Genomic DNA, 19,106 nt, shown 5'->3' on the forward strand with positions numbered 1-19,106 from the left:
ACCGGACCCTTCGTGACGCGCCCTCCGCAAGCTCCGGGGTGCTCCTCAGGGAGCAGGAGAAGGCTGCACCTCATGGAGCAGGAGAAGGCTGCACCTCAGGGAGCGGCGCGGCCCTACTTCGGCGGCAGCTTCCGCGCGAAATCGGAACCGATGGCGATCCAGCGGGACAGCTGACGATCGGTGGCGATACCCGCGTCGTCGACGCGTAGCCATCCGCGGGTCTCACGGCCGGACATCACCATCGGCCGGGTGTGCGGGTACTCGAGGAGGCTCTCGGTCTCCTCGGGTGCGACGCGAACCATGATCCCGCCCTTGCCGCTGGCTGCGACGGCCATGTTGCCGTTGATCAAGAAGGCCAGCCCGCCGAACATGGTCTTCTCGTCGAGGCCGCACTCGGTCGCCAGCAGAGCGCGGATGCGGTAGGCCAGTTCCTCGTCGTACGCCACCGGTCCAGGCTATTCGGCTTCGGTCACGATCCGGGACTTGGCAAGGAACTTACTGCGCAGTAAGGTACTGCCATGGCGATCAACCTGGAGCTCCCGAAGAAGTTCGATTCGACGGTCGAGCGCACCCACATGGCTGCCGAGCACCTCTTCCGGCCGATCTCGCGCAAGTACGACCAGGCCGAGCACGAGTATCCGGTCGAGCTCGACGAGCTGGCGAAGCTCGCCAAGCAGGGCCGATCGTCGGAGAAGTCGGACGACACCGAGAAGCCGGCGTCCGACGCGCCGTCGGTGAACGGCGCCAACATGCGCGGTCTCCTCTCCGCGCTCGAGATGAGCTGGGGCGACGTCGGCCTGCTGCTCTCCATCCCGGGCCAGGGTCTCGGCAACGCGGCGATCGCGGCGGTTGCCAATCCCGAGCAACTCGAGCGTTTCGGCGACGTGTGGGCGGCAATGGCCATCACCGAGCCGAGCTTCGGCTCGGACTCGGCGGCGGTGTCGACGACCGCGACGCTCGACGGCGACGAGTACATCCTGAACGGCGAGAAGATCTTCGTGACCGCGGGCTCGCGGGCCAACCACGTCGTCGTGTGGGCGACCATCGACAAGAGCGTCGGACGCGCGGCCATCAAGAGTTTCGTCGTCCCGATGACCACCGACGGTGTCACCATCGCCCGTCTCGAACACAAGCTGGGCATCAAGGCGTCCGACACGGCGGTCATCCGGTTCGAGAATGCGCGGGTGCCTGCCGAGAACCTCCTGGGCTCGCCGGAGATCGACACCAAGAAGGCCTTCGGCGGGGTCATGCAGACCTTCGACAACACCCGCCCGGTCGTCGCCGCGATGGCCATCGGGCTCGGTCGCGCGTCCCTCGAGGAGTTGCGGCGGATGGTGGAGGAAGCCGGTCACGAGATCGACTACGACCGCCCCGCCTCATCGCAGCACGCCACCGTCGCCGAGTTCATCAGGCTCGAATCCGATTGGGAGGCATCGTGGTTGCACACGGTGCGGGCGGCCTGGATGGCCGACAACAATCAGCCGAACTCGACCGAGGCCTCGATGTCGAAGGCGAAGGCCGGCCGTACCGTCACCGACATCACCAACAAGACAGTCGAAGTCGGCGCCACCGCAGGCTATTCCGAGACCTCGCTGGTGGAGAAGTGGGCGCGCGACTCGAAGATCCTCGACATCTTCGAGGGCACACAGCAGATCCAGCAGCTGATCATCGCCCGACGCGTGTTGGGTAAGACCTCAACCGATTTGAAGTAGTTGGGCACGATTCGCGAAGGCTAAAGCGACAATACGGCACATCCGGGTCGGTCAGATGTGACGATGGGGGAGCAGAGGGGCCCAGACCGGCGCCCTGACCGATAACCCCGTCCATCGGAGGTGGTGTGGGATGACCGCACCCGAGAACATCACGATCGACCCGTCCCTGATCGACCTGTACAAGGACCTGCACCGCAATCCGGAGCTCGGTTTCCGGGAGGTCCGGACCTCGTCGATCGTGGTGGATCGTCTCCGGTCTGCGGGGTTCGACGTCCTCACCGAGGTCGGGAAGACCGGCGTCGTCGGGGTCCTGCGCAACGGGGACGGTCCGATCGTCGCGTCGCGGGCCGACATGGATGCACTCCCCGTGCGGGAGGACACCGGTCTCGACTACGCCAGCACCGCCACCGCGACCGATGAGGACGGCAAGACGGTTCCGGTCGCCCACGCGTGCGGACACGATCTGCACACCACGTGCCTGCTGGGTGCGGCGGCGATGCTGGCCGATGAGGCCTCGACGTGGTCGGGCACCCTGGTCGTCGTGTTCCAGCCCGCGGAGGAACTGGGGGCCGGCGCGCAGGCGATGGTCGACGATGGCCTGTGGGATCGCGTTCCGGTGCCGGAAGTCGTCATCGGGCAACATGTGTCACCGCTCCCGGCAGGGAAGATCGCCGGTCACGCGGGTGCGTCGTATGCGGCGTCGGATTCCTTGCGGATACGACTCGTGGGTCGGGGCGCGCACGGGTCGATGCCGGAAGCGTCCGTCGACCCGATCGTGCTGGCGGCCTCGACGGTGCTGCGATTGCAGACGGTGATCTCACGTGAGATCCCGAGCACCGCCACCGCGGTCCTGACCGTGGGATCCATCCACGCCGGCGATGCCGCGAATGTCATTCCGGGCGAGGCGGAGCTACAGCTGAACATCCGCAGCTACGACGAGACCGTGCGGCGTCGAATCCTGGACAGCGTGGAGCGCATCGTGCGCGGGGAGGCTGCTGCATCGGGCGCGCCGGGAGAGCCGACCATCACCGAGATCGAGCGCTTCCCGGTGGTGACGAACGACTCCACCGCGCTCTCCACGACGCTCGGCGCGTTCGCGGAGTGGCTGGGTCCGGACAACATCCTCGATCCGGGCGCGGGGGCGGGGAGCGAGGATGTGGGGGTCCTGGCGACGAGCTGCGGCGCGCCGCTCTCGTACTGGCTGCTCGGTGGCGCGGATCCGGCCCTGTTCACGACGGGCGACATGACGGATCCGGCGTTGCTGAAGGTGCCGTCGAATCACTCACCGCACTATGCGCCGGTCATCGACCCCACGCTTTCGATCGGGGTGCGGGCGCAGGTCGTCGCAGCGCGGACCTGGCTGGGACGGGCCGCCTGACCGGATCGCCCTGCTCGGCGTCTCAGATCTGGCTGACAAGCCAGCGGGCGATGACGGCCGCGGTATCGCGGTCGGTGGCCACGCCCGCATGTCCGGTGAACCGGTCGGCGTACGTCACGCGCACTCCGGCACGCCGGTAGTCCCGCGCCAAACCGGACACCAGCAATTGCGGCGACACGGTGTCGACGGTGCCCGAGTCGATCCGAACCGGAAGGTCGGGTGAGAAGCGAAGTCGCGCGACATCGTTGGAGCGCAGGATGGTCGTCAGTGCCTGCTTCATCTCGTCGCCGCGGGGGCCGAGGAGTTGAGCCGGTGCCAGACCGCCGAAGGAGTCCGGTGCCGTTAGGTCCGCGTAGCAGCGGGTCTCCACCTGCGGCCGGAGTGCGCGTGCCGCATTGCTGAGCCCGCCGTTGTCCATCAGTTCGTCGAATGCGGGATCCGCTGCGGCGGCGCCGCTTCCGATCAGCGCGGCCAACCCCATGAGTTCGTTGACAGCCGGTCCGGCCACCGGGACGTGGGATGCGGCGTCGAGCAGGTCGGCCACCTGCGTCGGCGGTGCCAGCGCCGACACCGCGCGCAGCCGTAGACGTCCCCACTCCGACGACGGGCGGGCAGCGGCCGCCAGGGCGGCGACGGCGCCCTCCGAGTGGCCCGCGACGACGACGTCACGACCGATGCGTGCGTCGTGATCGGCCGTGGCGAGCGCCATGTCGATCGTCGACCGCGCGAGTGAATCCCCGATGAGGTAGGGATGCGGTCCCGGCTCGCCGATTCCCTCGAAGTCCGGTCGGGCGACGACGAATCCGGCGTCGAGCAGGCGCGAGACGATGGCGTCACCGGAGACCATGCGAGGCAGTTCGGGGTGCCCGGCGTGTGCCGCGGAGGGAGCACAGTCGTCGGCGGCGCCCACTGTCATGTGGTTCCAGACGGCAAGAGGCCAGCCCCCGGCCGGGGGCGGTGTCGACGGTGTGAGCAGGGTACCGGACATCACCGTGGGCACTCCGCGCACGGATGTCGAGGTGTATCGCACGCGCAGCGTCGAATCGGCTTGGGGCAGAGCGACAGTCCGGTCGTCCACACTCTCGGTGTCGATGATGCGGGGGACCACGCGCTGCACAGCCGGTGACTCCCCGGTCGGCGTCGCCCACGACGGCCCGGCGCCCGCGAGGACTGCGGCACAGGCCATCCCGGCGGCGAGGAATCCGCTGGCCAGGCGTCGTCCGCCGGCTCGTCTCGTAGGCCGCGGGTGAGAAGTCGGCACCGTCACTCCAGCAGCGTAACCGCCACGGTCACCACGCGTGACGAGCCGAGCCGATCATCGCAACAGGCGTTCCCGCAGCGTCGCTTCGCGCGCCAGGCGTTCGGTGTCGCGGCGCCGGCGCTCGGCCATGATCGCCGACAACACGTCCTCGAACGGTGCGCCGGCTGGGGGAGCGGGGGCGACGAACGGCGCGACGCCGAACACGATCCGACGGGCGGCGTGCGCCCGCGGTTCGGGTTTCATGCCGTGCCGGCCGTTGAGGAACTGGCGGATGATCACGGCGAGGGGGTCGGGGAGTGCGGCCATGTCGGCCGAGACGGCCCACGACGTCAGGCCCGGCGGCATGTCGATGGGTGCCGGGTCGACCAGCCGATGGCGGTCGCGGATCACGTAGGTCCCGGCGAGCAGATCACCCAGGCGCTTGTTCCGGCGCGAGATCGCCGCCGAGATCAGCGCGGGGAGCCCGAGGCAGGCGTAGAGCTCGACGAAGCCGATCAGGGCGCGGGTCAGCGAGTGTCGGAAGCCCGTCGGCCCGGCGTCGTCCCGGACCGTCCGCAGGCCGAGGGCGAGATGCCCCACGGACTTTCCCGGCGTCAATGTCTCCAGCAGTGTCGGGAGCGCGACGACGGCGACGATCGGGATCAGCGTGTTGATGGTTCCCCGCCATGCCTCGCTCACCTCGCCGGCGACCTTGAACGACAACCACCACAGGAACAACCACAGTCCGAACCCCAGCAGGACGTCGATGATGCCGGAGAGAATCCGGTAGCCGAGGTTCGCGGGAGGCAGTGCGAGTGCGACCGCTTCGCCGGAGACGAGGTCGTCGCGTCCGACGCCGACCGTCGTCGTGGCGCCGGCACCCCAGGCCACCGGGCCGGGACGACCGGCGACGGGCGCACCGGGGACCGCGGGCGGTCGCGGCGGCACGGGATGAGACATCACGCCTCACCCTACGACGCGGAACCGGGCGACGGCGCCGGGAACACACAGCGCCGACGTCCGCTGAATGACACGCGTAGCGGACGCGAGAATGCCGGATACGCTGGCCGCGTGGACCTCGACGCCTATGTCTCCGCGCACCGCGCGACGTGGGAGCGGCTCGACGCGCTCTCGCGACGCCGCCGACTCACCGGTGCCGAGGCCGACGAGATGATCGACACCTACCAGCGGGTGGCCACCCACCTGTCGGTCATCCGCTCGACCGCCCCCGATGCGTCGCTCGTCGCATACCTGTCGGCACTGCTCGCTCGCGCCCGCGGTCGTGCGACCGGTACCCGGGTCAACACGCCGGCAACGATCATCGAGTTCTTCACCAGGTCGTTCCCCGCCGCCTTGTACCGGATGCGCTGGTGGTGGCTCTCGGTGATGGGCGGGTCGCTCGGGGCAGCGGTGATCATGACGTGGTGGGTTCTGGCCCATCCGCGGATCGAGAGCTCGTTCGCATCACCCGGCGAGATCGAGAGACTAGTCACCAACGATTTCGAGAGCTATTACAGCGAATACGAGGCGACGTCGTTCGCCGCGCGCGTGTGGACCAACAACTTCTGGCTCGCCGCACTGTGTATCGCGTTGGGCGTGTTCGGCTTCCCGGTGGTCTGGATGCTCTACACGAATGTGCTGAACCTGGTGGTCGTGGCGTCGATCATGATCCGTCACGGTCGTGGCGACCTGTTCTTCGGCCTGATCCTGCCGCACGGGATGCTCGAGTTGACCTGTCTGTTCGTCGCCGCGGGAGTGGGGCTGCGGATCTTCTGGGCCTGGGTGTCCCCGGGAAATCGGACGCGTGCAACGGCTCTCGGGGAAGAGGGCCGGGCGGCGATCGGCGTGGCACTGGGTCTGGTCGTCGTGCTGTTGCTGTGCGGGGTGATCGAGGCGTTCGTCACGCCGTCCCCGCTGCCGACCTGGGCGCGCATCGGGATCGGCGTGACGGCCTGGTCACTGTTCATGGCGTACGTCTTCGTCGCGGGCCGGCGCGCGTACGAGTACGGCGACACGGGTGATCTCGCAGAGGCCGACCGCGGACTGACCGCACCGACGGTGCGATGACCCCTCTCGGGGTTCGGTCGCACCGAGTCGACGCTTACGATCTCCGGAAGAGTCGACGACGACGAAAGGGAACACTCTGATGGCCACTCGCAAGGGATCACTGGACGCTGTCTCGCTGCTGGGCGGGGGACTCGCCGCCACCGGCGTCGCGCACTTCGTGGTACCGCAGGCGTTCGCCCCGATCACCGCCCCGGTGTTCCCCGACGACACCACCACCTGGACCTACCGCAACGGTGCCTCCGAGACCGTCATCGGCCTCGCGCTGGTGTCCCCGCGGACCCGTCGCCTGGGTGTGGTCGGTCTGGTCGGCTACCTCGGTTTCCTCGGCTACCGGGCCGCGCTCGCGAAGAAGTGACTGCGGGCCGCGGTCAGTCCTGGGCGAACCGCTGCGCGAGCCACCCGCCGATCTCGGCCGCGGCCAGGCTGGCGTTCACCATCGCGACCGCATCCTCGGGGAAGCACGCCTGGTCGCCGGTGAGCTCGACGAACAGGGTGGGAACCCGGACACCCGGAGCTTGCGGAGGCGCGGCGTCTACTTCTGCTTCCTGAGGAGCGGCCGGAGCTTGCGGAGGGCGCGTCACCCCTGCTCCCTGAGGAGCGGCCGGAGCTTGCGGAGGGCGCGTCGCGAAGGGTCCGCCACGCATCTCACCAGGACCCTTCGTGAAGCTCGCTCCTCAGGGGGCGGGGTGACGTCGCAAGCTCGCTCCTCAGGGGGCGGGGTGACGCGAGTTCAGATCCGGCCGAACTCCGTCATCGCGTCGGCGAGCGTCATGCCGTCGCGGATCGCGGCGCGGACGTCGATCTCCTTGTCCGTCATGGTCTCAGCTGCCTCGAGCACGACGTCGACGATCCCGGCGGGAATGACCATGACCCCGTCGTCGTCACCGAGGACGAAGTCCCCGGGCTCGATGATGACCGGTTGTCCGGAGGCACCGGGCAGGGTGACGGGTTGCTGCCACGCGTCGACGCGCCAACGGCCACTGGTCTGGACTGCGGCCGGGTAGCGGGAGAACGTCGTGAAACCGAGCTCGTGGAGCCATTTCCGATCGCGCACACCGCCGTCGAGCACTGCACCGGGTGAACCCCGCTGCATCATCCCGATCGCGACGAGTTCACCGAAATAGCAGACGCCGCTCCCGTTCCCCTGCCACACGGAGACCTCGTCCGGGCCGATCTGAGTGCACGCCTGCGCTTTCAGCGGGTCTCGTCCCGGGGTGTCGCTCATCGCGCCCGAGATGGTGAACGCCCACCCGGCCAGACGCTCGCGCCCGGCCACACACGTGACGTCGGTGGCGAGCGCCTGGTGACGGTGGCCGAGGTCGTCGAGGACGTCGGCGACATTCGCGACGTCCACGGCGAGGAACCGGGAACGGATGAGAGCGCGGTCGGTGGCGGTGCGCATTGTCGTCAGACTTTCGGTGAGAGCGGGCGGAACAGTGGGATGTACTGCGTCGGATCACGTGTCCTGGCGCGTTCGCATCCGCAGGCGGCGGAACGCGGTGAACAGGACGACGGCGGCGAGGACGCCGTAGAGGACCCAGGTGATCGCGCTGCCGACCAGTACGCTCGGATCGCCGCCGCTCGACATCATCGCGTTGCGCAGGCTGGTCTCGGCGAGCGGGCCGAGGACGACGCCGATCATGACCGGGGCGAGCGGGAAACCATAGCGGCGCAACAGATATCCGACGAAGGCGATGGCGATGACCAGGATGAGGTCGGTGATCGCGGCCGAGGTCGCATAGACACCGAGGACGCAGAACACCGCGATCCCCGCGTAGAGGTAGTGCCTGGGGATCAGCAGCAGCTTCGCCCAGATGGCGGCGAACGGCATGTTGAGGATCAGCAGCATGACCAGTCCGATGAACAGGCTGGCGATGAGTGTCCAGACGAGGTCGGCGTTGCGCTCGAAGAGCAGGGGGCCGGGCTGTAGGCCGTACTGCTGGAACGCGGCCAGCATGATCGCCGCGGTGGCGGACGTGGGGAGGCCCATCGCGAGCAGGGCTCCCATCGCGGTGCCCGACGTCGCGTTGCCCGCCGCCTCCGGTCCGGCGACGCCGCGGATGGCGCCCTGTCCGAACTGGGGATCGGGTCGCTTGCGGTCGAGACGTCGCTCGGTTCCGTAGGCGAGGAACGTGGGCACCTCCGCGCCGCCGACCGGGATGACGCCGAAGGGAACACCGAAACCGGTGCCGCGCAACCACGCCGGGAGCGCCTCACGGAACTCGGCGCGCTTGAGGAAGGGCCGTCCGATGACGGCGTCCGCGTCCGGGGCACGCGTGCGGTGGATGCGGGAGGCCACGTAGAGGACCTCACCCAGGGCCAGGGTGCCGACGGTGATCACGATGATGCTGATCCCGTCGAACAACTCGGGCGCGCCCATGGTGAAACGCTGCGTGCCCGAGATCCCGTCGATCCCGACGACCGCGAGGATCAGACCGATGAGCAGGCCCGTCAGGCCCTTGATGACGGAGTCGGAGACGACCGAGGCGATCGCGATGAACGCGAAGACGGCGAGGGCGAAGTACTCGGCGGGACCGAACTGGATGGCGAGATCGGCGAGCTTGGGTGCGAAGAACACGACGATGGTCGTCGCGATCATCCCGCCGATGAAGGCACCGATGGCAGCGGTGGCGAGTGCCTGCGCGGCCCGCCCCCGCTTGGCCATCCGGTGTCCTTCGAATGATGTCGCGATGGCGGTGGACCCGCCGGGCGTGTTCATCAGGATGCCCATGGTCGAGTCACCGAACAGACCGCCGAAGTACACGCCGGCGAACATGATGAACGCGGCGGTGGGGTCGAGGGTGAAGGTGACCGGCAGCAACAGCGCGACGGCCATCGCCGAACCGAGCCCCGGAAGCACACCCACCGCGGTGCCGAGCAACGCGCCGATGAAGACCCAGAGCAGGTTCATCGGGGTGAGCGCTTGCGAGAAGCCCTCCAGCAGAAGTGAGACGTTGTCCATCAGAACAGCCCTCCCAGGATGCCGGCGGGCAGATTCAGCCCGAGGCCCGCCGAGAAGAACGCCTGCACCGCACAGGAGACGACGAGTGACACCCCGATGTCGAGGATCGGGCGCGTGGAACCCATTGCGTGGGCGACGATCCAGAACAACAGTGCGGCGGACAGGATCCAGCCGAGGGGGATCAGCAGCACGGTGAACGCGATGAGTCCGGCGAGGACGAGACCCATTGCACGCCAATCGCTCTGCGTGCGCCACCGGCCGGTCGCCGGTGGCACGATGTCGGGATCGGGCTCGTCGGGGTGACGGAGCGTCTGGACGGTGAGGAGACCGGCGACGAGGTAGGCGCAGATCGTCAGGATGATCGGGAAGAACGCCGGTCCGGGAGTGGCTGCGCTGCCTGGGATGTCCATGCCGATGATGCCGGCGGTCAGGTAGACGGCGAGCGCCAGCATCAGACACGCGGCGACCAGGCCGCTTCGTCCGGTGAGCGGTCGGCGCTCGCGGTCCGGACCGTCGTCGAGCGGCGGGCCGGCGGACTGGGCCGCTACGTTGTCAGTCGTCATGGTGGGCTGCCTTCACTGCCAGTACCGGGACCTCGGCGTCGATGAGGATGCGCTGCGCGTTCGAACCGAGTAGGAGCTTCCCCACCCGAGATCGTCGGCGCAGGCCGACGACGATGAGATCGGCGGACAACTCCTCGGAGACGTCGATGAGTTCGGCGGCCGGATCGGAATCCTCGCGACGATGGCCGAGCCAGCGAATCGCGATGTCGTCGACCGCGTTTCCGGCACGGGCGAAGTCGGGCTCGGTGATTCCGCCGTCGTCGTCGACCGCGGGGGTGTCCATGTCGAAGGCGATCAGTTGAGAGGTCTCGCTGCGCGCGAGGCGCCGGCCGTGCTCGAGCGCCGCCCGACCTTCGGGGGTGTGGGCGAAGGCGACAAGGATGGTCATGGTGTCTCCGTGATGTCGTGTGAGGCAGGGGTTGTGTGCAGTACGGGCCCGACTCAGGCGGGTCAGTAGCCGAGATCGGCCCAGATGCCGCGGACGAATTCCGACTGCTGGTCGATGACCTCGGTGAATCCGTTCCCCAGGGTGAACGTGTCGGACCAGTTGTTGCGCTGCAGCGCATCTCGCCACTCGGGTGACTCGACGACCTCGGTGACGATCGCCTCGAGTTCGGTTCGCTGCTCATCGGTGATGCCCGGCGGTGCGACCACTCCGCGCCAATTGGTGAGGGTGACGTCGTGACCCAGTTCGGACAAGGTCGGCAGGTCGATGCCCGGGACCGGAGCGGGAGCCGAGATCGCCAGCGCGCGCAGGTTTCCGGCGGTGATCTGGTCGACGAAGTCCTCGTAACCGCTGACCGAGGCCTTGATGGTCCCGGACATCAGCGAGGTCGCGAGTTCGCCGCCGCCCGAGTAGGCGATGTAGTTGACCGCTGCGGGGTCCACGCCGTTCTCGCGGGCCATCTGGCTGATGATCATCTGATCGACGCTGCCCAGCGACCCGCCCCCGAACGTGAATCCCTTCGGGTCCTTCTTCCACGCGGCCAGCAGCTCGTCGACGCTGGTGATCGGGGAATCCGCCGGGACGACGACCACGTCGTAGTCGTCGGCGAGGCGTGCGATCGGGGTGACGTCGCCGAGATCCACATCGGACCCGTTGATGTTGATCGCGCCCAGCATCGTGATGCCCATGACCATGATCGTGGTGGCGTCGCCGGACATCCCGGCGAACTGGCTGAGTCCGATGGTGCCGCCGGCGCCGGGGATGTTCACGACCTGCGAGTTGTTGACGATGTTCTGCGCGCGCAGCGCCTGCTGCATCTCACGCGCCGCACCGTCCCAGCCGCCACCCGCGGCGGCGGGCGCGATCAGAGTCAGTTGCGACCGTGCGTCGGCGCCGCCCTCGCTCCCGGCCGCGTCGATGATCCCGACGGCGACGATCGCCGCGGCCACCAGTGCGCCGAGAGCCTTGACGAGGGTGGGTAGACGCCTCGGTGTGGACGGTGGCGGTGATGTCTCGGCCGGTTCGTCGGCACCGGAGGGTGCGGTCATGCGGTCCTCGTTTTCGGTCGGGGTCGGATGCCGAGGCCGAGTGCTGGCGGCATTGTCTGGCTCGATTCTGAGGCGGATGTGAGGACGACCACATCGGTGGTCATCTCAGAAGTGTTGGCGTAACGGGCATCACAATCACGCTTTGGCGCATAAGTATCGTTTTGCGCTTTTCGCGCTCTCTGGTGATGTCGGGGGTCGGTGTCTTGTCGGGCCGACTCAACGGCACCGGAGGGTGTGGTCATTCGGTCTTCATTCTCGGTCGGCGACGCGCATGGTTATAGATTATAACCTATGACAGTGATGCAGACCACAGTGCCCTGACCGGTGGTGCGGCTCGTCAGCCGGCGACAGGATCCTCGGCGAGCGCGTCGATGGCGCGACGCCCCAGGCTGTTGGCAATGTGTTCGCGCATCACCGCGTCCGCGCGGTCGGCGTCGCCGTCGGCGACGGCCGCCATGATCGCCTGGTGCTCGGCGGTGACCCGCGACCGGTCGCCGGGAGTGTCACCTCGGTGGGAGAGGCCGATGACCCGGTAGCGATCCGCTTTGTCCCAGAGCCGTTCGAGGATGTCGATCAGGACGGGATTGCCCGACGCGCGGTACACCGAACGATGGAATTCCCGGTGTCGGACAAGGGCGTCGAGATCGGATGCGCTGGCGATGGGTGACAGGCGATCGAAGGCGTCGCTGATGGCTGCGATGTCGGCCGCTGTCCGTGTCCGTGCGGCGAGCGCCGCCGCGAGCGGATCGAGATTCTCGCGCACCTGATAAAGGTTCCGCGCCTCGTCGGCGGACACCGGGGTCACCCGAGCATCTCGGTGAGCCTCGAGTTCGACCATGCCCTCGGCGGACAGCCGGCGGATCGCCTCGCGAAGAGGGGTCGTGCTGACGCCGATCTCAGCCGCGAGTCTCGCCTGGGGGATCACCGCGCCGGCCGGCAGAACGCCGGTGAGGATCCGTCGCTGGAGTTCGACGTATGCGTAGTCGTTCTTGGTGAACATCCCGCCGGGTGTCGTCATGGCGGGCCTCCCGGCAGTGGTCATGGGTGTCGACGTCCGGCGCTGACCGGACGCGGAAATGATAGCATCGGTGGTGCAAGTTATAGGTTATAACCTATGCTGGTCGCATGAGTAGAGCTGATCACCGCGGTCGGTCCGATCTGCCGGTGGTCGACGTCGTGCGGCGGGTCGGGGCCGGCGTGTACCGACAGTGGCCCACGGTGATCCGCCTACTCGCCGAGAACGTGAGTCGCCATGCCGACGCCGAGACGCGTGACCGAGCGCTCGATGACATGGCTCGGTGGCTCCGTGCCGGCACCAGCGATGCCGAGATCCCCTACGTGCCGGGCCGGTTGCTGATGCACGACACCACCAGCACGCCTGCCCTGGTCGACATCGCCGCGATGCGGGACGCGGTTGCCGCCCGGGGTGGGGATCCGACGGCGTTGAGCCCGCGCCTGCCGGTGGAGGTGTCGGTGGACCATTCCCTCGCGGTCGAGTCGTTCGGGCGTCGCGATGCCGCCGTCGTCAACCTCGCCCACGACATGCGCCGCAACGCGGAACGGTATCGCTTTCTGGCCTGGGCGTCGAAGACGATGGACACCGTGCACATCAACCCGCCGGGCACCGGGATCATGCACACGATCAATCTCGAACAACTCGCCACCGTGGTGACGGTGGAGACGGTCGACGGCGTCGACCACGCCGTTCCCGACATGATGCTCGGCACCGACAGTCACACGCCCATGATCAACGGACTCGGCGTACTGGGTTGGGGCATAGGAGGTTTGGAGGCCGAGACAGTGATGTTCGGCATGCCGACCACGTTGCGGATCCCCGAGGTGGTCGGCGTGCGCCTCACCGGGGCGCTCCCCGCGGGCGTGCTGGCCACGGATCTCGCGCTGGTGGTCACCCACCGTCTGCGCGAGATCGGGGTCACTGGAGAGTTCGTCGAGTTCTTCGGCCCGGGCGTATCGGCACTGACGGTCGGTGAGCGGGCGGTGATCGCCAACATGGCGCCGGAATACGGTGCCACCACCGGCTTCTTCCCCGTCGACGCACAGACCGTCGACTACCTGGCCGGCACCGGACGTTCGGCAGAGCACTGCGATCTCGTCGAGTCGGTGACACGACGTCTCGGGCTCTGGTTCGACCCCGACGCCGTACCGCGATTCACCCGCACGGTCGACATCGACCTGGACGCCGTGGTCCCCTCGGTGGCCGGTCCGCGCCGACCGCAGGATCTCGTGCCGCTGACCGATCTGCCGGCGACCTTCCGCGCCGAGGAACCTTCGGGGTGTGACGACGACACCGACATGCCCGCCTTCCCGATCGCCGTCGCGTCGATCACGAGCTGTACCAACACTTCCGATCCGCGCCTCCTCATCGCCGCGGGCCTCGTCGCCCGCCGCGCACGGGAGCGAGGGATGCGGGTGCCGGGGTATGTGAAGACCTCCCTCGCGCCGGGTTCACCCTCTGCTGCCGGCGTGCTCGAACGAGCCGGTCTCGTCGACGACCTGTCCGCCGTCGGGTTCGACATCGTCGGATTCGGTTGTGCCACCTGCATCGGCAACTCGGGTCCGTTGCCGGCGGAGATCACCGCGGTGGCCGAGGCGCGTACGCGGAAACCGGTGGCGGTCCTCAGCGGCAACCGCAACTTCCCCGGCCGCGTCCACCCGGACCTCGAACTGGGTCTGCTGATGTCGCCGCCGATGGTGATCGTCTTCGCGCTCGCGGGTGATGCGGCCATGGATCCCAGTTCGGAACCGATCGGCGTCGACGCCGACGGACGCGACGTGATGCTCGCTGATCTGTGGCCCGCCCCGGAGGAGGTCGACGCGCTCACCGATGCAGCGCGGCGTCCGCGCGATGTCGTCGACGACTTCGTCTCGGCGTCCCGCAATCCCGCTTGGGAAGCACTCGATGTGCCGGATGGGCCGCTGTTTCCCTGGGACCCGTCGTCGACGGCCCTGCGGCGTCCTCCTTTTGCCGATGACGGCTACGCGCACACGGTGCTCGGCGAGTACACCGCGGATCCCTTGCTCGTGCTCGGCGACGACATCACCACCGACCACATCTCCCCGGCCGGGGCGATCAAACCGAACAGTCCGACCGGTCGATACCTCGTGGAGCGGGGTGAGACCCCGGACGACCTCAACGTCTACGCGTCCCGCCGTGGCAACTGGGAAGCCATGCTGCGGGGCGGATTCCAGAACAAGAACGTCCGCAACGCGCTCGCGCCGAACGCCGCCCCCGCACACACGATCCATGCCCCTACGGGCGATCTCATGTCCCTCCCGGAGGCCGCCGACCGGTACGCCGACGACGGCGACGCGGTGGTGATCGTGGCCGGGGAACGGTACGGCATGGGCAGTTCGCGCGACTGGGCGGCGAAGCTGGTGCGTCTACTCGGAGTGCGGGCCGTGCTCGCGCGCAGTTTCGAACGTATCCACCGGTCCAATCTGATCGGAGTCGGCGTCCTGCCGTTGCTCATCCCCGCTCACGTGGACGGCGGCCTGCAGGACCTCCGGCCGGGAGACCGGCTGCACATCGTCGGCACCGCCGATGCCGTCGACCGCCGGACGGTGGCGGTCGTGGTCCGGCGGGTCGACGGGACCCAGTTCCGCTTCGACGCCGAGGTCGCCGCGGAGACCGATCTGGACCGTAGGCTCCTCCGACGCGGCGGGGTCATCCCGAGCATTCTGGACGAACAGCTCACGAGCTGACCTTGCCGACCCGACGGCCGGCACCCCCAGCTGCCAGCGAACTCACAGTGATCCGTCAACCCCCTCATAACCTGCGGGTTCACTCTCGGAGCATGAAGAAGAACAAGCACATCACCTCGGTCCCGCTCGTCGTCCTCGAGCACCCCGCAGCCATCGACCACGCGTACGACCTGTTCCGACGCGACATCCCGTTGGCCGTCGTCAGCAGCCAGTACTCCGCGGTCCTACCGTTCATGCTCGGCAACAACGGGCACACTGCGGCACTCGTCGCCGACGTCGACGACCCGAACCAGCTCGCCGAGGCGATCGTGATCATCGAACGACGCTTCGGCCGGGTTGACTCGGTCATTCGCTACGCGGCCGACATCCCGGCGGTGGCGGTGTAAGTCGCGGAAGCGATGTCAGGTCGGCAGTGGGTTGTCGAGGCAATCCTGACTTTCGCCGTCCTACTCCGCTTCGTGCTGTTTCCGGTTGCGGGCACGCTCGCCGACGCGCCAGTTTCGCGGCGAGCCGGGTGGTGGTGGTGGTCCGCCGCGGAATGGTTTCTGACGCAATGGTGTGGGGAAGGGCATTGCCTGCATGGCGTGTTCGAACCGGATGTGCGCGTCCTTCGGAAACGGGCCTTCCGGGATCGTGACGCCTTCGCGTGTGACGAACTGGGTCGACAGCCGCATCCTGATATCGCTCGTCGATCTTCTTGAGCAGGTGGCCCACTCGGCACTTCGCTCCGCGGGCAGATTGCCTCGGCGGTAGCCGGCACGACGGTTCGTGCCCCTGGTACGAGTGCTGCTGGCAGGGAACGGGGTTCGCGTGCCGTACGCGGGCGTTGATGCCTTACTGACACCGCCATCTTGATACATCTGATGCAATATGCAATCGGGCTACCTGAACATTGGACTTACTACTGGAACTCGAACACCACTGGGGTGGAGTACGATTCGACACCAAGTGACATAACGCTATGGAGTCACGAACTGGGCGTGCCTATGTATGTGGGAGCCGACGTCCGAGTAGTCAGGGTTGGGCGTCGTGTTCGGGCCAGATCACCTAGGCCGCGGTTTGTCGGTACGGAACCTCTTTGACGAGGGATGTCGCAAACGTCGCGTGCCAATGGCGATCGTGGCGGTTGCAACCCCGACTACGAAGCCGACCACGGGAAACGTTAGGTACGTCGGACTGAGATCCCATAGTGGCGGCGCGCCGTGCACCAGCGGGTGGCCGTCGAGGTTGTTGTAGTCGATCGAGGGTGGTCCATCGGCGTTGATAAACCCGATCCTGGGCTGCTCCCGCTGAGCGAACACTGCACCGGCCAGACCTGTGAGCGCACCGACGACGCCGCACCCCAGCACCGCTGCGGCGGCCCTTAGGCGGGCACTGAGACCTCGCACGCAACGCCCGACCAGAATCCCGACGATGAGTCCGGTAGCTAAACCCATAGCGGGTAACAGCGCGAAAGCCGGCCACCATGTCGGCCCGGTCACCCACTCCAGTGAGTTGACCACAAGCATGTACCCAATTTTGCCTTCTGGCACCTGCGGCGGGGCGGTATCGAAGATCAGACGCGGAACGGTGTAGCGCCATCCAACGGCCGCTAGAACGCCCAGTGCGAGGCCAAGCGCCGCGAACGGAACCGAGAACCGCAATGCGGTCGGCACTGACGATCCACTTGCGTCTTGATTCACTGACGGAACGTAGCGCGTCTGGGGTGAGTTGTTCCGGCGGGCGCCACATCCGGGTGCCGCCGAGAGCGTCCTGGGCCGTCGGACTGTGACGCTGGCGGAGGTGCCTGCGCGATACCGCTACCGTCCCTCTGCGGGCCGGTAGGCAACTATAGGCCTCGACTGGCGGCCGATGCCGTCGCGGTGTGGCTGTTAGAGCGTGTATTTCGGTGACAACGGGTGTGAGGAAAGGACGCCGTCTACTGCTTGATCGAAAAGCTCACCGAAGGTGAGGTTCCCTTCTGTGAGGTTGGTGACTACCAACCACAGTTCTTCGACGCGAAACCGAAACGTCCGGCCGGATTTCGACGCCATGTCCACAGCGGCGAACGTCACCGGTTTGCGCCCAGAAAACGTCTCGGAGTCGGCGAGAGCTGCCACCCTGGGGAGGTCTTCGGACTCTGCGTTCGCAATGTCGGCAGGCGTAGCACCCTCGTAGGTAGTGCTGTTGATGAACAGGGCCTCGATAGACAGGGGGCCTTCGGCACCGTCGAGGTAGATCGGTTCGGACGTTGCGAGCAGAATGTTCCGCCAGGTGTCTTCGACGGTGGAGAAGTCTGTCCTGATGACTACCGCGCCACTGGGCGAGGGCGGAACGTACAACGTCACGAGCGCATCTCCTACAGGGTGTGTGCGATGGACTCGTGCGGATGCTAGACGCAGCTATGGCGCCGAATAGGGCAGCGGGGCCGCCGCCTCGGCCCTATGTCAAGTTTACTTGACATATTATCTATTATCGGCACGGGAAATGTGCTGGGGGGAAATCGGTATCGTTGCCGAATGTCATAACCGGCGCTGACGGCGCTGACAGAGGATGCACTTGTGGGCGCCGTGTCGACCTCGGCGAGGAAGCAGAGCAAGTTCTGCACTTCGTTGGTGACGGGACATGACTTCTGGTTGTCCGAAAGGTACATCGCATACTCGGCGCGAATGAACGCATGGGTCACGTGCCAGCGGCGAGACTTTGAGGTTGGGCGGGATGCCTGCGGGCCGCCGATACACGCGTTGAGTGTCGCCCGGCAATCCGTGTCGGTGTGCCCAGCAGTGGGGCGGCGTCTCGACGAGTTGTGCCGTTCACAGGTCGTTCGATGTGTCGAGGTAATGGGTGTCGCAGGATCACGATCCTGTGATGGCGCGTGCGGCAACGGATTTTCCACTTACAGCGGGAGCTGGTGTACCGCCGGTGATCTAGGTCGTTTCGGGGCCTTTGGTGGCTGGTTTGTTCCAGGTGTAGATGCGGCGGGTGGTGGATTCGTCTTTGCGCCCGTTGTGGATTTCGGTTTCGTTGATGACGAGAGTGTCGATGTCGTCGAGGGTCAGCCGCGCCCAGAAGTCGAATTGGTCGTCGCCTTCCCAGGTGTGGGGGTCTTTTCTGAGTTCGGTGACCGAAGTGTTGCCGCTGTGGAGCTTGCAGTCGAGGGTAAACCGGTCGGGCAAGATCTTTGGGACAAACCACCAGTTGCCTCGCCATACGACGAAGGTGTCGCGGTAGAACACCCGGCCGAGTTTGCGTTTGGGGTACAGCTTCTTCGACCACCCAGACGGGTCGGTCTCGAACCCTGGGCCGGGCGGAGTTTGGCCAGGCCTGACTTGAACGACGGCGTTACCGTTACGCCAGACCACCGACCGATACTCCTGGCCGTTGAGGGTGACGAAGTAGCCTCCCGGCCGCAGTACTTCCGGCCGCGGAGTTGTGGCTGGTGTGAACGTCTGCTGTGTCGTCATGGTGTCACCCAATCGCCTGCTTCTGTGAGGGTGCGGAGGATGGTTTCGGTGCCGTCGGTGGCGATTTTCACCAGTTGCGCCCCTGCATCCATCGTAGCCTCGCGGAGGATGTATTCGGGGGTGATGTGGGTGGGGCTGGCGGTGAAGCCGGTGCCGGTGAAGGGGTATGTCCAGGGGGTGCCGGAGCCCCAGGGCAGAAGCCCTTCGATGCCGTCGAGGCCGCCGGGGGTGAGTAGCTGGTTGGTGAGGGGTCCGTTGGGGATGCGTCCGACGTCGGGGGTGGTGAATCGCAGTACGAAGGCCTCTAGCGGGCTGTGGTTGGAGCCGGGGTAGTTGAGAGCGAGTCCGTCGATGAGGCCGCCGGGTGTCTTGAGGTCGAGGACGTCCTCGAGCGCGGCGATCGACCCGCCGACTCCATTGAGTGGATACGAATCTGCGTCGGGTGTGACGTTGTTGAGGATGTTGGTGAGTTGGGGGCTCTGGGGTGGGAGTGCTTTTTGGAGTGGGGTGGTGGGAGTGAGGGG

Annotated in this window: 20 protein-coding genes and 1 pseudogene; 6 read left to right on the forward strand and 15 right to left on the reverse strand. The window is 67.0% G+C overall.

Features of this window, described 5'->3' with window-relative positions; genetic code table 11:
• Window positions 1-113: 113 nt before the first annotated feature.
• A complete protein-coding gene (locus tag CA982_RS19410; RefSeq protein WP_064572148.1) occupies window positions 114-446 on the reverse strand; it encodes a TfoX/Sxy family protein in 333 nt (110 codons plus the stop codon).
• Between the two features lie 72 nt (window positions 447-518).
• Between CA982_RS19410 and CA982_RS19415 the strand changes: the two genes are divergently transcribed.
• Both CA982_RS19415 and CA982_RS19420 read left to right on the forward strand, forming a co-directional pair.
• Entirely contained in the window at window positions 519-1,712 is a 1,194-nt protein-coding gene (locus CA982_RS19415; protein ID WP_086536887.1) for an acyl-CoA dehydrogenase family protein, read from the forward strand.
• Window positions 1,713-1,842: 130 nt separating this feature from the next.
• A complete protein-coding gene (locus CA982_RS19420) occupies window positions 1,843-3,090 on the forward strand; it encodes an amidohydrolase (protein WP_086536888.1) in 1,248 nt (415 codons plus the stop codon).
• Between the two features lie 22 nt (window positions 3,091-3,112).
• Here the strand turns inward: CA982_RS19420 and CA982_RS19425 are convergent, their stop codons facing one another.
• Entirely contained in the window at window positions 3,113-4,357 is a 1,245-nt protein-coding gene (locus CA982_RS19425; RefSeq protein WP_244176387.1) for a lipase family protein, read from the reverse strand.
• 48 nt (window positions 4,358-4,405) lie between these two features.
• Window positions 4,406-5,290, reverse strand: coding sequence for an RDD family protein (locus CA982_RS19430; RefSeq protein ID WP_244176388.1), 885 nt, complete (start codon window positions 5,288-5,290; stop codon window positions 4,406-4,408).
• 111 nt (window positions 5,291-5,401) lie between these two features.
• Here CA982_RS19430 and CA982_RS19435 point away from each other — a divergent pair, with 111 nt between their 5' ends.
• A complete protein-coding gene (locus CA982_RS19435; RefSeq protein WP_086536890.1) occupies window positions 5,402-6,397 on the forward strand; it encodes a stage II sporulation protein M in 996 nt (331 codons plus the stop codon).
• A gap of 79 nt (window positions 6,398-6,476) precedes the next feature.
• A complete protein-coding gene (locus CA982_RS19440) occupies window positions 6,477-6,752 on the forward strand; it encodes a hypothetical protein (protein WP_086536891.1) in 276 nt (91 codons plus the stop codon).
• A 13-nt stretch (window positions 6,753-6,765) separates the two neighbouring features.
• Here CA982_RS19440 and CA982_RS19445 read toward each other — a convergent pair.
• From CA982_RS19445 to CA982_RS19475, 7 genes and pseudogenes are all read right to left on the reverse strand, one after another.
• A pseudogene (locus CA982_RS19445) lies at window positions 6,766-6,912 on the reverse strand (alpha/beta hydrolase); the annotation flags it as partial.
• A 215-nt stretch (window positions 6,913-7,127) separates the two neighbouring features.
• Window positions 7,128-7,799, reverse strand: coding sequence for an RraA family protein (locus tag CA982_RS19450; RefSeq protein ID WP_086536893.1), 672 nt, complete (start codon window positions 7,797-7,799; stop codon window positions 7,128-7,130).
• Between the two features lie 54 nt (window positions 7,800-7,853).
• On the reverse strand, window positions 7,854-9,359 hold the full coding sequence (locus CA982_RS19455) for a tripartite tricarboxylate transporter permease (RefSeq protein WP_086536894.1): 1,506 nt from the start codon (window positions 9,357-9,359) through the stop codon (window positions 7,854-7,856).
• Window positions 9,359-9,922 carry a tripartite tricarboxylate transporter TctB family protein gene (locus tag CA982_RS19460; RefSeq protein ID WP_086536895.1) on the reverse strand — a complete coding sequence of 188 codons (564 nt, stop codon included), beginning with the start codon at window positions 9,920-9,922 and terminating at the stop codon, window positions 9,359-9,361. Before CA982_RS19460 ends, CA982_RS19455 begins: the two co-directional genes overlap by 1 nt.
• A complete protein-coding gene (locus CA982_RS19465; protein WP_086536896.1) occupies window positions 9,912-10,310 on the reverse strand; it encodes a universal stress protein in 399 nt (132 codons plus the stop codon). Before CA982_RS19465 ends, CA982_RS19460 begins: the two co-directional genes overlap by 11 nt.
• A 62-nt stretch (window positions 10,311-10,372) precedes the next feature.
• The gene (locus tag CA982_RS19470) at window positions 10,373-11,416 is read right to left on the reverse strand and encodes a Bug family tripartite tricarboxylate transporter substrate binding protein (RefSeq protein ID WP_086536897.1); all 1,044 of its coding nucleotides are present in this window, start codon (window positions 11,414-11,416) and stop codon (window positions 10,373-10,375) included.
• A 337-nt stretch (window positions 11,417-11,753) separates the two neighbouring features.
• On the reverse strand, window positions 11,754-12,434 hold the full coding sequence (locus tag CA982_RS19475; RefSeq protein WP_086536898.1) for a GntR family transcriptional regulator: 681 nt from the start codon (window positions 12,432-12,434) through the stop codon (window positions 11,754-11,756).
• A gap of 107 nt (window positions 12,435-12,541) precedes the next feature.
• Between CA982_RS19475 and acnA the strand changes: the two genes are divergently transcribed.
• Both acnA and CA982_RS19485 read left to right on the forward strand, forming a co-directional pair.
• The gene (gene acnA, locus CA982_RS19480) at window positions 12,542-15,139 is read left to right on the forward strand and encodes an aconitate hydratase AcnA (protein WP_086536899.1); all 2,598 of its coding nucleotides are present in this window, start codon (window positions 12,542-12,544) and stop codon (window positions 15,137-15,139) included.
• A gap of 92 nt (window positions 15,140-15,231) precedes the next feature.
• Window positions 15,232-15,525 carry a hypothetical protein gene (locus CA982_RS19485; protein ID WP_086536900.1) on the forward strand — a complete coding sequence of 98 codons (294 nt, stop codon included), beginning with the start codon at window positions 15,232-15,234 and terminating at the stop codon, window positions 15,523-15,525.
• Between the two features lie 60 nt (window positions 15,526-15,585).
• Here the strand turns inward: CA982_RS19485 and CA982_RS19490 are convergent, their stop codons facing one another.
• From CA982_RS19490 to CA982_RS26585, 5 genes are all read right to left on the reverse strand, one after another.
• Window positions 15,586-15,813, reverse strand: coding sequence for a hypothetical protein (locus CA982_RS19490; protein ID WP_086536901.1), 228 nt, complete (start codon window positions 15,811-15,813; stop codon window positions 15,586-15,588).
• A 369-nt stretch (window positions 15,814-16,182) separates the two neighbouring features.
• The gene (locus CA982_RS26410) at window positions 16,183-16,821 is read right to left on the reverse strand and encodes a hypothetical protein (protein ID WP_144066063.1); all 639 of its coding nucleotides are present in this window, start codon (window positions 16,819-16,821) and stop codon (window positions 16,183-16,185) included.
• A gap of 189 nt (window positions 16,822-17,010) precedes the next feature.
• Entirely contained in the window at window positions 17,011-17,466 is a 456-nt protein-coding gene (locus tag CA982_RS19495) for a DUF6924 domain-containing protein (RefSeq protein ID WP_086536902.1), read from the reverse strand.
• Window positions 17,467-18,045: 579 nt separating this feature from the next.
• A complete protein-coding gene (locus CA982_RS26415) occupies window positions 18,046-18,582 on the reverse strand; it encodes a hypothetical protein (protein WP_144066064.1) in 537 nt (178 codons plus the stop codon).
• A partial coding sequence (locus CA982_RS26585; protein WP_086536904.1) for a hypothetical protein occupies window positions 18,579-19,106 on the reverse strand: 528 nt, incomplete at its 5' end. The genes CA982_RS26415 and CA982_RS26585, both read right to left, overlap by 4 nt.

It is taken from the genome of Gordonia lacunae, from assembly GCF_002149015.1.
Classification (GTDB): domain Bacteria; phylum Actinomycetota; class Actinomycetes; order Mycobacteriales; family Mycobacteriaceae; genus Gordonia; species Gordonia lacunae.

Bases quoted from the DNA above. Each gene is read 5' to 3' on its own strand.
- CA982_RS19415 (WP_086536887.1), top strand. From the start codon at position 519: ATGGCGATCAACCTGGAGCTCCCGAAGAAGTTCGATTCGACGGTCGAG.
- CA982_RS19420 (WP_086536888.1), top strand. From the start codon at position 1,843: ATGACCGCACCCGAGAACATCACGATCGACCCGTCCCTGATCGACCTG.
- CA982_RS19430 (WP_244176388.1), bottom strand. From the start codon at position 5,290: ATGTCTCATCCCGTGCCGCCGCGACCGCCCGCGGTCCCCGGTGCGCCC.
- CA982_RS19440 (WP_086536891.1), top strand. From the start codon at position 6,477: ATGGCCACTCGCAAGGGATCACTGGACGCTGTCTCGCTGCTGGGCGGG.
- CA982_RS19450 (WP_086536893.1), bottom strand. From the start codon at position 7,799: ATGCGCACCGCCACCGACCGCGCTCTCATCCGTTCCCGGTTCCTCGCC.
- CA982_RS19455 (WP_086536894.1), bottom strand. From the start codon at position 9,359: ATGGACAACGTCTCACTTCTGCTGGAGGGCTTCTCGCAAGCGCTCACC.
- CA982_RS19460 (WP_086536895.1), bottom strand. From the start codon at position 9,922: ATGACGACTGACAACGTAGCGGCCCAGTCCGCCGGCCCGCCGCTCGAC.
- CA982_RS19465 (WP_086536896.1), bottom strand. From the start codon at position 10,310: ATGACCATCCTTGTCGCCTTCGCCCACACCCCCGAAGGTCGGGCGGCG.
- CA982_RS19470 (WP_086536897.1), bottom strand. From the start codon at position 11,416: ATGACCGCACCCTCCGGTGCCGACGAACCGGCCGAGACATCACCGCCA.
- CA982_RS19475 (WP_086536898.1), bottom strand. From the start codon at position 12,434: ATGACGACACCCGGCGGGATGTTCACCAAGAACGACTACGCATACGTC.
- acnA (WP_086536899.1), top strand. From the start codon at position 12,542: ATGAGTAGAGCTGATCACCGCGGTCGGTCCGATCTGCCGGTGGTCGAC.
- CA982_RS19485 (WP_086536900.1), top strand. From the start codon at position 15,232: ATGAAGAAGAACAAGCACATCACCTCGGTCCCGCTCGTCGTCCTCGAG.
- CA982_RS19490 (WP_086536901.1), bottom strand. From the start codon at position 15,813: ATGCGGCTGTCGACCCAGTTCGTCACACGCGAAGGCGTCACGATCCCG.
- CA982_RS26415 (WP_144066064.1), bottom strand. From the start codon at position 18,582: ATGACGACACAGCAGACGTTCACACCAGCCACAACTCCGCGGCCGGAA.